Source organism: Bacillus cereus group sp. BfR-BA-01347 (assembly GCF_022663835.1).
In the GTDB taxonomy this organism is placed as follows: Bacteria; Bacillota; Bacilli; order Bacillales; family Bacillaceae_G; genus Bacillus_A; species Bacillus_A thuringiensis_K.
Genome location: NZ_JAKUGG010000002.1, coordinates 362,907 through 375,028 on the forward strand (window position 1 = coordinate 362,907; position 12,122 = coordinate 375,028).

A 12,122-nucleotide genomic window follows, 5' to 3' on the forward strand; every position below is an offset into this window, starting at 1 on the left:
CGAGCTGTTTCACATTTTAGAACAAACCGTGCCTCTTATATAGTGAAACTTTAATCAATGGGGGTTTTGTTCATCCCCACATAACTTCTTTTCTTCCACTGAATTTTGAGGTGGAGGTCTTACTGCGCGGAAAATAGCGGGATAAACAAAAAACTCCTGATTTCTCAGGAGCTCACTTATATGAATTCTACTATTATTCTTTTTCTAAATGAATATGCTTCACATTTTCAATCGGTTGACCGAACCATTTTGATGCAATTTCTTTAAACAAGTCTATTTTTCCTGTTGTTAAGAAGAGATGATCGCTTTGTTCTTCTCCTTCATTCAACATTTTACTATGATATAAGATTGTACTTACTTCACGTGCTGTTTCATCACCAGAACTAATTAGTTGCACTTTATCTCCCATTACTTTTTTAATAACAGGTCCTAAAATCGGATAATGTGTACACCCTAATATAAGTGTATCAATATCGGTACTTTTCAGTGGTTGCAGCGTTTCTCTTACAACTTCATACGCCATTTCACTTTCGAAATTCCCACTCTCTACAAGTTCAACGAAAGGTGGACAAGCTAAACTTTCTACCATAACACGGTTATTAATAGACTTTAACGCCTCTTCGTATGCACCACTTTTCACCGTTCCAATCGTTCCAATAATCCCAACGTGATACGTGTTTGTCACTTTTAAAGCTGTACGTGATCCTGGGTGAATAACTCCTACTACTGGAATTGGTAATTGTTTTTGCATCTCTTCTAATACAACTGCAGTTGCTGTATTACACGCAATAACTAACATTTTAATATTTAAATCTAGTAAATGCTCCGTCATTTCCCATGTAAATTGACGTACTTCTTCTCGAGAACGTGGACCATAAGGACAACGTGCTGTATCTCCTAAATATATGATACGCTCTTTCGGCAACTGACGAATTAATTCCTTCGCTACTGTTAAACCGCCAACTCCTGAATCGATAACACCGATTGCTCTATTCAACTTCATCACCCGTTTTCTCATTCATCATCTTTTATGTTTATCATTATATTTTACACACTTTAAGTTCGCTCACTTCAAATGCTTCTGTATGAAAATTTTCATTTGCCCATGTATAGACTAGGACCTTTTTTATTTTGCTCCTTTTTTTCGTAATTTGCAAGATAGAAAAATAACCGACCTTCTATAAGAAAGTCGGTTTCTTCTATATAAAGTGCATATTCATTGCTCCATCTTTTTTTGAAAAGAAGACATTCCCATTAATAAGAAGAAATGAGCAGCAATTAAAATGACGATTAACATAAAATTAAAACGATAACTATTTGTGGATTCCATAATTTTGCTCGCTACAGCTGGTCCAAATGCCATACCGAAGAAGTTAATTAAATTGTATAAACCAAGACCGACTCCAACTTTAGCTACATGTAATGTTTTCGGTATAAATGTGTTCAATGATACTTGAATGGCAGAATAACTCATAAACGTTAAAATAATCGCTACTAAAATAACTATTAAGTTCCCATTCGGAATAAGCCCTAAAATTAAAAAGCCAACAATCATAAGGACAGACGCTACATAAATCATGTTCACATTTCCAAACGAAGGGACAATCTTCCCGGTAATAAAACTAGATACAATACCAAAGAGTGATGCAACAAACAATGCAATTCCGATAACGAATGGAGACAATCCATGCTCTCTTCCTAACAGCAATGGCAATAATAATAAACTAGCACATAACGCCACATTAATTATAAATCCGACTGTTATTAAACGAAGAAATGCTTTGTTCGAAAATAACTCAATATCGATAAATGGATGCTCCGCTTTCTTCATACGAACCGTGAATAAAAATAAGGAAATTATCGATAACACAAATAGCCAACTATTCATATTAACACCTAACAAAACAGTCGTAATAAATACAAATAGTAACGCCGCTCCAATGTAATCAAAATGAAACGCTTCATCCGTATGACGCGCTTCTTCTGGCATAAATTTTATAAGCAAGAAAATCCCCAATACTGAAATAACCATAAATAAAAATAAATATGGCCACCCTAGTGTATTTGTAATAGCCCCACCAACTAAAGGACCAATACCAACCGCTAATGCAATAGAAGAACTAATCATCGCTAAAGCACCAGGCTTCTTAGCAGGAGCGACTAATTTTGCTACCGCAATCATACTAAGCGCAATAAACGCCGCGCCCCCACTCGCCTGCACTAATCTTGCAAAAATGACAATCGCATAAGATTGATTTACAAATCCAATAATGGACCCAGCTACAAATATGATAATTGAAATAATCAATAGTTTTTTTACACTATAACGATCAGCAAGCTTCCCATATATTATCGAACCAACACCGACAAATAAGGAATAACCTACTACAACCCAACTTACTTTCGATTGACTAATGGATAAATCATAAGCCATATCCTCTAACGCAACATTAAATAAAACCGCATTCATCGGTCCTAATAAAACGATAAAACATAATGTGAAAACAAACCATTTTGAATGGTTACTTATATCTTTTCCCATGTGTAACACCTCTCCTGATTATAGTAACTGTAAATAAAAATGAAAAATAAAGTTATTCAGCGCCTCTATCGCTACTAAACAACTTCATCAAATGTATATATTTATCGCGCGACAAACTGGATCCGAAACGCAACATGTATGTTGTTCGATATTCATGGAACTATCATAGTTTCAGCATTACAGTTTGTCAACGAAAAATATACAAAGTAAACTAATTTAGTATTTTTAGTTTACTTTGTTCAAAAATTGTTATACACTAATTTCGAATCCGATATAAAGAGGGCTGACATGGTTATTCAAATTTGCAATTTCTAACTTAATAAAATAATAAATTTTTATATAGAAGAAACATTACAGGAGGATTATGATGAAGAAAAAAATGTTAGTTGTATTAACGAGCGTAGAAAAATATCCAAATTTAAATCGAGCTACTGGTCTTTGGCTTGGTGAAGCTGTCCATTTCGTTAAAAAAGTTGAAGAAGCTGGTTACGAAGTAGATTATGTTAGCCCACAAGGTGGTTATACACCGATTGACCCGCATAGTTTAGCAATGGCGGAGAGCATCGATTGGGAATGGTATCAAAAGAAAGAATTTATGAATCGTCTCGGTTCTACAATGAAACCGAGTGAGGTGAATCCAGAAGACTATGCTGTTATTTATTACGCAGGTGGTCACGGTGTGATTTGGGACTTCCCAGAAAATAAAGAACTTCAAATGATTAGCCGTAACATTTATGAAAATGGAGGAATCGTTTCCTCTGTTTGTCACGGAGCTGCTGGTTTATTTCACATTACATTAAGTAATGGGGAACGTTTAATTAGCGGTAAAAAAGTAACAGGATTTTCAAATGAAGAAGAAAAACTAGCTGAATTAGATCAATTTGTTCCATTTTTAACAGAAGATGAACTCATTAAAAATGGAGGACTTTACGAAAAAGCTGCAGAGCCTTGGGAAGCTTTCGCTGTAGAAGATAATCGTGTTATCACTGGTCAAAACCCAGCTTCAGGTGGTGCAGTAGCTGAATTAGTATTGCAATACGTAAAAAATAACATGTAATAAAAAAGCAGGTTTTCCATTACTATAGGAAAACCTGCTTTTTTACGAAATCATTTGCAAAATAGCAATAACTTCTTTTTCAATTTCCGAATCATCAATTGCTTCTATATACTCTGGTTTAAAAAGTTGATACTTCTTTAGTTGATAAAAATCAAGTATCGCTTTCTTTAACGTAATATCGTACTGAATACAAAAAGAATGATCTATAATACGTCTTAACATCACGTCATCTTGCACCATAAATAATTGTGCGTTCATTTTATTAAAGTAACCTTGTTCCATACCAGCTTCAAAAAACATTTGCAAATTATGATTACGATTTTGTTGCGCGGCGACTAACTGATCAGATAAGTGCGGATATGCCTCTTTCAAATCTTGTAAAAAGACATCTGAAATATACGTCACACATTTTAAAGAGTGAATAAACGTCTTTTGGAAACGTTCTGTAAAAGACATACTTTCATCTTGATTATCCGCATCTCCTTCAAGAAGGTAGTTCATAAAATCTTCTACCACAGCTTCAATAATCTCATCTTTTGAAGAAAAACGTTTATATAAAGTAGCTTTACTAATATCCATATACTTCGCAATTTCATCTATTTTCAATTGACTAAAACTCGTTTTTCTAATAACGGGCTTTATTTTATTAATATAAGTGTTTGCACATGCAACTTTTCTCATTAAAAGAGCCTCCCCTTTTGTCCATACAAGATAGTATAGCAAATTCACAATTAATTATAAATGAAGTCACTATACTCAATATATCTTTTTAGTTTAAGGGGTCATTTATACTATAGAAAAATGCCCGCTACCTTTATAAGTAACGAGCATTTTTTCTATACTTTATTTACAGCTCTCCTTATAGCTTTCCCTATTTCCATACTAGACTGCGGGTTTTGCCCTGTAATTAAACGCCCATCTACTACAACATGCGGCGTGAAATTTGGAGCCACATAAAACAAAGCCCCTTCTTCTTTCAATTTACTTTCTAATAAAAACGGCACTCGCTTTTCTAAATGCACAGCTTTTTCCTCATCATTTGTATAACCTGTTATACGCTTACCGGCAACAAAAAACGAACCATCTTTATTTTTCACACCGACTAAAGAACTTACTCCGTGACAAACAGCCGCCACAATCCGGTTATTGTTGTACATATTTTCAATCAAATTTGCAACATACGGATTACCCGCAAAATCTACAATCGCCCCGTGCCCACCACCAAATAAAACCGCATCATAATCCGAAAAATGAACCGTTGAGATCGGATTCGTATTTTGCAACAAAGATGCAACATGCTTAAACTCACGAGGTATCCCGTTCGGAATAGACACTCTATCAATCGGTACTCTACCACCCTGTATCGACACAATATCAACATCGAACTTAGCTTTTTTAAACAAATTATAAGGAGCTGCGAGCTCTTCCAACCACAAACCAGTCGGGTGTCCATTCATATCATGAGCGCTTGTTGAAACTAACAATATCCTTTTCAACATATCCCCTCCTTACTACCTATTTATGTATGGAGTGTTCTTATCATTCATATAGCAAGCGAAAAAAACGATAACAATAAGCTGACCTTTTGTATAAAATTCAGCTTATTGTTATCGTTTGAATTCTTTCGTACGAAGATGTTCACAACTGTATAGCTTTTATCTCCAACGCCACGCAATTGTTGTATCCTCCATATGAATAGCAGGTATATCAATCCTTAAATACCGCTGATCATCCTCATCAAAAATAGACCAATTTTCTTCATGTAAAAATTCAGGGTCTATGCTTTCAAAATCAAATGCACTATCTTCGTCTACCATCTCACGAAAATATTTTTGGAACGTTTTACTATTCTCGTATAGACGAATTGTTCCATACATCCATGGCATATCTCCAAAAACATCTTTAATTTCACCTATCTCCATATCCTTAAAATACAACTTCATATTTGCACCTTCTTATCCATGAATGACAAGGATACCTCATCATATTTTAAAATAGTTATTTTTAACATTTCTTTCTTAAACATATCTTCCCCCTCACAGTCTGAGATACCTTTTTTAAGTTCAAAATATAAACAAAAAAATAGCCGACTTTTATATAAAAGTCGGCTGCTTTCTTATAGTTCGAGCTCTCCCATGCGAAGAAGCTCAACAACTGCTTGTGAACGTCCTTTAACCCCTAGCTTTTGCATTGCGTTTGAGATGTGGTTGCGAACTGTCTTTTCACTTATAAAAAGTTCACCTGCAATTTCCTTCGTTGTTTTATCTTGAACCAGCAATTCAAATACTTCTCTCTCTCTCTTTGTGAGTAAAGGTTTAGATTGATACGCTTTTTCCTTCAACTGGTATAACCCTCCTTGCTTAAGCCAGAGCTGTGTATGTGTAAGTTGGGTGTTTATTTAGTCAAGATATTGTATGAACGAAATGTGCAGGTGGTGAATGAAAATGGGCTTTATTTCACATGTTATTTTAGACTTTTATACAGTGCGTACACTCTTTTTATCCACTCACTTTCCAACACGCCATATTTGTTCTAGCAATATACTTACAACCGTACCTACAAATAAACCATTACCAAATATATATTGCATAACAGACGGCAAGGATTGGAGTGCTCCAGACGGTAAAAACATAACGCCGCTGCCAAATAATACTGCAACGCCTAAAATCGTTACATTCCTTTCACTCATCGGCACTTGTTTTATATTATTAAATCCAATTCCAATTAACTGTACGAACGAAGCCATTAAAACAGCCGATGCGACAGCAGATGGTAAAGATGCCAAGTAACGAATAATACTTGGAAAAAGAGACATTACGACTAGTAACGCACATGCCATTAAGAACGATCGTATATACTTTTGTTTTGTTAAACGTATAAATCCTGCCGTTGCTGGTAATGGTACGACACCTACAGTTGAAAATACAGAAGAGATGATATGTGAAATCCCCCCAACCCATGTTCCATCTTTCAACTGTTTTTGTTCAATAGTCGCTTTATGAATAGTTGCTTGATTAATTGCTATAATAGCTGCCACCGTATTCGAAACTAAAATACATACCATAACGAAACTTGATACAGCCATACCTATATTCCACTTTGGAAGTCCCCAAGCAAATATATGTGGAAGTTGCACAAAATGAGTTACTTGAGATGGGATTGTCAATTTTCCTGCAATAAGAAAAATAATCCACCCACTAATTAATCCTATTAAAACTGCATAACTTTTGACAAAACCTTTTCCAAAATTAGACAGTATAATAACGAACAAAAATATACTAAACGCAATTATCGCTGTAAATCCATCGATTTGAGAAATAGTAGCTGTAATTCCTAGCATTCCTTTTAAAAATACACCACTTAATTGTAAACATAATAAAAGTAAAAACGTCCCTGTCACAACTGGCGTAAATAAAAATAAAATACGTCCTATAAAACCAGTTACTCCTAATCCTATTAAAATAACACCGGAGATTATCATTCCTAACTCTAAAATTTGCAGTGTACTATGCAATTGATCTTGTCCGGCCGTTGCATAAGCAAGTACTGTAAATACACCAACCCAAGATCCAGCTGGTCCATCCGCAATTGGCAGTCTATGCCCAATCCATCCTTGTAAGAAAGAAGATATACCAACTACAAAAAACGTACGCTGCATTAAATAAAATATTTCTTCCGTCGTAAGATGAAATAATCCTCCAACGACAATTGGTAGTGCGATTGAATTTGCTAATAGAAATATAAACCATTGCAAAGTTCCCATAATATGATTTTGGTTATGTTGATTGTCCAATTTTTTCATCCCTTCTAGCTTTCCTATAAAAATATATTGTAAGAATAAAAAAGAAGAGTTCTATACTCACCATTAGAACCCTCCTCAAAATATTTAAACGATTCTTCTACACAAGATTATTTAATTCCACCTCATTTAAACTTCCAACAACAATATTTCCTTTATACACGACTAAACGTTTTTCTGTTTGACGCGCTACTGCTTCAGCAGCGCATGTCGCATTCGTCAAAACAAAGCTCGCTTCATCCCCTACATTCGGCCATACTCGCTTTCCTTCATTATTTAACGTTTCTTTTCCTCCTGTAATAAAGCGGAGTGCTTTTCCTAAAGACCCTTCGTCACTCCACCCAAAACGCTCTGCTAATCGATTCGCCTTTTGAAGCATATCACCTGTCCCAAACGGTGACCAGTGATCTGTAATGCTATCATTTCCTAATGAAACCTTAACACCTTTTTTATCTAATAACGGAATTGGGATTACTTGTTTACCAATTGGCACTGTTGAAGTAATATCAATATTTACATTTGCGAGTCTTTCTGCCACTTCCTCAGCCTCTTTATCAGTAACACCACCAAGTCCAATTGCATGACTAATCGTTACACGGCCTTGCCATCCTGCTTCTTCTGTTAAACTTGCCAATCTCTTCATCGTAAACGTTCCAAGATTATTCGCATCGTGCAAATGAATATCAACATCCGCATTAAATTCTACTGCGATATCCATAATTGTATGTAATGACTTTTCAATGTCATTATCCACTGTAGCTGGATCTACCCCTCCAACTAGATGAGCACCCATACGCATCGCATCTTTCACGAGTTGCACAGAATCACTGCGCAATAATCCATGTTGCGGAAACGCAACAATTCTACTAGACACTCGATTTTTATATGTTTCTAATGCCGCTAACGTCGCCTCCAAATTACCAAGCCCAATAATCGGATCGACATTACAATGCGTTCTAATATTCGTTGCACCATTTTGCAGTAGTAACTCTAGCATATTTTTCGCTCTATTTTGGGCAGTCGCTAATTGCTTTGGTAAAATTTTTTCTTCTTCATTAAAACGTGTAAAAATACTTTCTGCTGGCATACAAGCTTTCCATGGGCCACTATAATATGTTTTATCAATGTGAATATGCATCTCTTTGAAAGCTGGCAACATTAATAAGTGCTTAGCATCAAAAGTTACTATATCTTCCTCTTGAATAATCCCTTTTATAATTTTTTTAATTCGACCATCTTCAATAAGTAAACTGCATAATTCTGTTTCTGTTTGTGAAATTCTCTCTTCTTCATATGTATATCCTGATTCAAGCATTACGTTATTCAACCAATATACTGTCATCTCTATTTCCCCACCCTTTATTAAAAATCAACTCATAACTACAAGTTTAATATCCACTGAAAATTAAGACAATTAATACGATCGCTTCTCACAAAAAAATGTAATACACCCCCATAGTCTTCTCATAAATTTCCATATAGAATAAAAGTATGCAGTTTGATATAAAAAGGAGTTGATTGGAATATGTCAAAAAAGTTATGTAAATCCGAAACTGATAAAATGCTATTTGGTATATGTGGTGGTTTAGGAGAATATTTTGATATTAGCTCTACTCTTATTCGTATCATTTGGATTATTGCTGTTTTATGTTTTGGGACAGGATTTTTAGTTTATTTCATTTGTTTATTACTTATGCCACGTTCGTACTAACGGCATCATTTCACATACTTAAGAAGAGCAAATCACCTATAGAATCCTATAGGTGATTTTTTCATGAAGAATATTTCATCGTTAAATGTAATACTGCCACTTCTTCTTCTTCATTTTTATAAATATGCTTCTTATTCGCTTCAAATTGAATGGAATCAAACTCATTTAATTCGTATACATCATTCTCCACTTGAATAGACACTTTCCCTTTCATTACCGTTACAAGCTCAATCGCACCTTCATGATGAGCTTCTGGTTCATATATACTATTTGATCGTAAACAAGCACGGTGCATTTCCATCCCTGTTTCTTTCGTATAACGGAACATCGTTTCTAAATGCCACGCTTGTCCTTCATCTACTGCAAATCCTTCTCCACAGCGCGCAACAGCTACAGGTTCTCCAACAACCATTAATCTGGATAAAGGAATTGATAACCCTTTCGTTATTTTCCAAATGACAGCTAGCGTCGGATTTGTTTCCCCTCTTTCGATCTTTCCTAATGTTAATTTACTAACTCCTGTTTTATGAGCTAATTCTTCTAAACTTAATTTCTGTTCATTTCGAATTTGTCTCAATAACTGTCCAACTTGTTGAATGACTTCTTTCGTTTGCATATCTTCATTTTCTTTCATATATAAAACCACCTTAAAGTATAAAATAGTTTACTTTTATTCACAAAAAGTATATCATAATATACATAATTATTTATTTTCGAAAGGAGTGCTATACTTCATGCGCGCAATTTTATTAGGCCTTTTATCATCGGCCTTTTTTTCTGCAACCTTTATTATCAATAGAGCAATGAATGTATCTGGAACGAGCTGGGCTTGGACAGCTTCCTTCCGTTTTTTATTTGCTCTTCCTATTTTATTCCTTATCGTTTTATTTCGCAAAAACTTTAGGGGATTATGGGAAGAGTTAAGAAAACATCCATTGGCATGGATCGGATGGGGTTCTGTTGCCGGTATTGGTTTTTATTCTTTATTAAGTTTTGCAGCTGTCTTTTCTCCAGCTTGGCTCGTTGCTGGAACTTGGCAAGTTACGATTTTAGCTGGTTTACTACTATCACCACTATTTTTCGTGAAAATAGAAACAAAATCAGGTACGAAACTTGTACGTGGAAAAATTCCACTTCGTAGCTTATATGTTGCATTATTTATTTTACTTGGTGTAATTTGTATGCAAGCAACTGCCGCAGGCCATATTACAATGACTCAGTTCATTTCAGGTTTTTTACCTGTCGTATTAGCCGCTTTCTTATATCCGTTCGGTAACCGAAAAATGATGGAGCTTGTTGGTGGACGCCTTGATACGTTCCAACGTGTATTAGGAATGGCAATTGGAAGTCTTCCTATAACAATCTTGCTTGGTATATACGGATTTTCTACTACTGGCATTCCAACATCCAACCAAATGCTTCAAGGATTTTTGTTAGCATTATGTTCCGGCGTTATTGCAACGATGACATTTTTCTTTGCTACTGACTTAGCAAAAGATAACCTCGCTCTACTTGGAGCTGTTGAAGCAACACAAGCTGGAACGATGGTCTTTACCGTACTTGGAGAAATCATTTTCTTAAATGGTTCACTCCCTGGAGGACTTTCTCTCATCGGAATGATTATTATCATGTTAGGAATGGTTGCAAATAGTATTTTAAACCGTTCTGTTCCAGTCGTTAAACAGAAAAAATCGGCATAAAAAAAGGGTATGGTTCTATAGAGATGAACCATACTCTTTTTTATTGTCCCCCTATTTCGCCTTATCAGAATAGTATTTCATTGGCTGCTTATACTAAAACTTATGTTATAATACGTTTCATGCGCATTAATAGGAGGTAAATTATGTTAAAAAAAGCAATCGCTGAATTTATTGGTACATTTGTACTTGTATTATTCGGAACTGGAGTAGCTGTCACTGGCGGCGGAATTGAAGGAATTGGAACATTAGGAATCGCTATGGCTTTCGGTCTATCTATTGTAGCTATGGCATATAGCATCGGAACAATTTCTGGATGTCACATTAACCCAGCAGTATCAGTAGCTATGTTCATCAACAAACGAATGAACGCTATGGAACTTTGTTATTATGTATTAGCTCAAATTTTAGGTGGTTTATTAGGAACTGCAACGTTAGTAACAATTTTAAAATCTGCTAAAACACCTTTAGATAATTTAGGACAAAATGGTTTCGGAACTCTTGGTTTATCTGGAGCATTTTTAGTTGAGTTCATTTTGACTTTCGTATTTATTTTAGTTATCGTTGCTGTAACAGGTAAAAAAGGAAGTTCTTCTTTAGCTGGACTAGTAATTGGTTTCACATTAGTTTTAATTCACTTATTAGGAATTCCGTTAACTGGAACATCTGTTAACCCAGCTCGTAGTATCGCACCAGCTTTATTTGTTGGTGGAGAAGCACTTTCTCAACTATGGGTATTCATCGTAGCACCAATTCTTGGTGGTATCTTCGCAGCTATCGTAGGTAAATTCATTTTAAATACTGAAAAATAGAATTTTCAATATTTCTGAATAAAAAAAGGCGAGCCCTCATTATGAGGAAGCTCGCTTTTTTTATTCTTTCATTTTAGACTTTAAATTTGTAACTAATTGATCTACCGTTACATTTGCAAGTACGTTTTCCATCGCTTCTTGCGCTTGCATTAAAATAATTTCTAATACTGATTGAATATTAGCTCCTACTGGACATTCAATGTTGGGATTTTCATGGAAGGAAAATAGCTGTCCTTCTTCTACAACTTCCACTGCTTTATATACATCAAGTAATGTAATTTCTTCTAAATCTCGAGCAAGTGTCGTACCACCTTTACCAGCTTGTACATCAACAAGTCCTGCTCTCTTCAACATTCCTGTAATGCGACGAATCACAACTGGATTTGTATTCACACTACCGGCAATCCATTCAGAGGTACAGCGAGAGTTTCGATCTATCGCAAGTAATGTCAGCATATGAACACCTACTGTAAAACGACTACTAATCCCCATCTGCACACCCTC

14 protein-coding genes are annotated in these 12,122 nt (G+C 35.3%); 4 read left to right on the forward strand and 10 right to left on the reverse strand.

The annotated features are described in order from the left end of the window. Positions 1-193 precede the first annotated feature (193 nt). A complete protein-coding gene (gene racE / locus MR143_RS05190; RefSeq protein ID WP_000774004.1) occupies positions 194-1,003 on the reverse strand; it encodes a glutamate racemase in 810 nt (269 codons plus the stop codon). Positions 1,004-1,216: 213 nt separating this feature from the next. Next, positions 1,217-2,542: an MFS transporter gene (locus tag MR143_RS05195; RefSeq protein ID WP_000513869.1), complete on the reverse strand. Its 1,326-nt coding sequence runs from the start codon at positions 2,540-2,542 to the stop codon at positions 1,217-1,219. A 367-nt stretch (positions 2,543-2,909) separates the two neighbouring features. On the opposite strand from MR143_RS05195, the gene MR143_RS05200 reads away from it, so the two are divergent. Beyond that, the gene (locus MR143_RS05200; RefSeq protein WP_000728508.1) at positions 2,910-3,599 is read left to right on the forward strand and encodes a type 1 glutamine amidotransferase domain-containing protein; all 690 of its coding nucleotides are present in this window, start codon (positions 2,910-2,912) and stop codon (positions 3,597-3,599) included. Positions 3,600-3,641: 42 nt separating this feature from the next. Here the strand turns inward: MR143_RS05200 and MR143_RS05205 are convergent, their stop codons facing one another. The 6 genes from MR143_RS05205 to MR143_RS05230 all read right to left on the reverse strand — a co-directional run bounded on the left by MR143_RS05205 (position 3,642) and on the right by MR143_RS05230 (position 8,740). Beyond that, the gene (locus tag MR143_RS05205; RefSeq protein ID WP_001233028.1) at positions 3,642-4,280 is read right to left on the reverse strand and encodes a TetR/AcrR family transcriptional regulator; all 639 of its coding nucleotides are present in this window, start codon (positions 4,278-4,280) and stop codon (positions 3,642-3,644) included. Between the two features lie 155 nt (positions 4,281-4,435). Then, positions 4,436-5,098 carry a type 1 glutamine amidotransferase domain-containing protein gene (locus tag MR143_RS05210; RefSeq protein WP_002181056.1) on the reverse strand — a complete coding sequence of 221 codons (663 nt, stop codon included), beginning with the start codon at positions 5,096-5,098 and terminating at the stop codon, positions 4,436-4,438. 156 nt (positions 5,099-5,254) lie between these two features. Beyond that, on the reverse strand, positions 5,255-5,542 hold the full coding sequence (locus tag MR143_RS05215) for a hypothetical protein (RefSeq protein ID WP_000780763.1): 288 nt from the start codon (positions 5,540-5,542) through the stop codon (positions 5,255-5,257). A 173-nt stretch (positions 5,543-5,715) separates the two neighbouring features. After that, complete coding sequence (gerE, locus tag MR143_RS05220; RefSeq protein ID WP_000659484.1) at positions 5,716-5,940, reverse strand: spore germination transcription factor GerE; 225 nt, start codon at positions 5,938-5,940, stop codon at positions 5,716-5,718. Positions 5,941-6,105: 165 nt separating this feature from the next. Continuing rightward, entirely contained in the window at positions 6,106-7,401 is a 1,296-nt protein-coding gene (locus tag MR143_RS05225; protein WP_002164195.1) for a purine/pyrimidine permease, read from the reverse strand. 97 nt (positions 7,402-7,498) lie between these two features. Beyond that, positions 7,499-8,740, reverse strand: coding sequence for an amidohydrolase family protein (locus tag MR143_RS05230; RefSeq protein WP_000219553.1), 1,242 nt, complete (start codon positions 8,738-8,740; stop codon positions 7,499-7,501). A gap of 183 nt (positions 8,741-8,923) precedes the next feature. Between MR143_RS05230 and MR143_RS05235 the strand changes: the two genes are divergently transcribed. Next, positions 8,924-9,109 (forward strand): PspC domain-containing protein, encoded by a 186-nt coding sequence (locus MR143_RS05235; protein WP_000038409.1) that lies wholly within the window; start codon positions 8,924-8,926, stop codon positions 9,107-9,109. Positions 9,110-9,170: 61 nt separating this feature from the next. On the opposite strand, the gene MR143_RS05240 is transcribed toward MR143_RS05235, so the two are convergent. Then, on the reverse strand, positions 9,171-9,743 hold the full coding sequence (locus MR143_RS05240) for a helix-turn-helix domain-containing protein (protein WP_000661924.1): 573 nt from the start codon (positions 9,741-9,743) through the stop codon (positions 9,171-9,173). 100 nt (positions 9,744-9,843) lie between these two features. On the opposite strand from MR143_RS05240, the gene MR143_RS05245 reads away from it, so the two are divergent. After that, a complete protein-coding gene (locus MR143_RS05245) occupies positions 9,844-10,809 on the forward strand; it encodes a DMT family transporter (RefSeq protein WP_001201638.1) in 966 nt (321 codons plus the stop codon). Positions 10,810-10,952: 143 nt separating this feature from the next. Further along, positions 10,953-11,618: an aquaporin gene (locus MR143_RS05250; RefSeq protein WP_000913213.1), complete on the forward strand. Its 666-nt coding sequence runs from the start codon at positions 10,953-10,955 to the stop codon at positions 11,616-11,618. Positions 11,619-11,678: 60 nt separating this feature from the next. On the opposite strand, the gene MR143_RS05255 is transcribed toward MR143_RS05250, so the two are convergent. After that, the gene (locus MR143_RS05255; RefSeq protein WP_000512998.1) at positions 11,679-12,110 is read right to left on the reverse strand and encodes an Rrf2 family transcriptional regulator; all 432 of its coding nucleotides are present in this window, start codon (positions 12,108-12,110) and stop codon (positions 11,679-11,681) included. Between the last annotated feature and the right edge of the window lie 12 nt (positions 12,111-12,122).

Excerpts from the sequence above, each read along its gene's own strand:
- racE (WP_000774004.1), bottom strand. The coding sequence starts at position 1,003 with ATGAAGTTGAATAGAGCAATCGGTGTTATCGATTCAGGAGTTGGCGGT.
- MR143_RS05195 (WP_000513869.1), bottom strand. The coding sequence starts at position 2,542 with ATGGGAAAAGATATAAGTAACCATTCAAAATGGTTTGTTTTCACATTA.
- MR143_RS05200 (WP_000728508.1), top strand. The coding sequence starts at position 2,910 with ATGAAGAAAAAAATGTTAGTTGTATTAACGAGCGTAGAAAAATATCCA.
- MR143_RS05205 (WP_001233028.1), bottom strand. The coding sequence starts at position 4,280 with ATGAGAAAAGTTGCATGTGCAAACACTTATATTAATAAAATAAAGCCC.
- MR143_RS05210 (WP_002181056.1), bottom strand. The coding sequence starts at position 5,098 with ATGTTGAAAAGGATATTGTTAGTTTCAACAAGCGCTCATGATATGAAT.
- MR143_RS05215 (WP_000780763.1), bottom strand. The coding sequence starts at position 5,542 with ATGAAGTTGTATTTTAAGGATATGGAGATAGGTGAAATTAAAGATGTT.
- MR143_RS05225 (WP_002164195.1), bottom strand. The coding sequence starts at position 7,401 with ATGAAAAAATTGGACAATCAACATAACCAAAATCATATTATGGGAACT.
- MR143_RS05230 (WP_000219553.1), bottom strand. The coding sequence starts at position 8,740 with ATGACAGTATATTGGTTGAATAACGTAATGCTTGAATCAGGATATACA.
- MR143_RS05235 (WP_000038409.1), top strand. The coding sequence starts at position 8,924 with ATGTCAAAAAAGTTATGTAAATCCGAAACTGATAAAATGCTATTTGGT.
- MR143_RS05240 (WP_000661924.1), bottom strand. The coding sequence starts at position 9,743 with ATGAAAGAAAATGAAGATATGCAAACGAAAGAAGTCATTCAACAAGTT.
- MR143_RS05245 (WP_001201638.1), top strand. The coding sequence starts at position 9,844 with ATGCGCGCAATTTTATTAGGCCTTTTATCATCGGCCTTTTTTTCTGCA.
- MR143_RS05250 (WP_000913213.1), top strand. The coding sequence starts at position 10,953 with ATGTTAAAAAAAGCAATCGCTGAATTTATTGGTACATTTGTACTTGTA.
- MR143_RS05255 (WP_000512998.1), bottom strand. The coding sequence starts at position 12,110 with ATGGGGATTAGTAGTCGTTTTACAGTAGGTGTTCATATGCTGACATTA.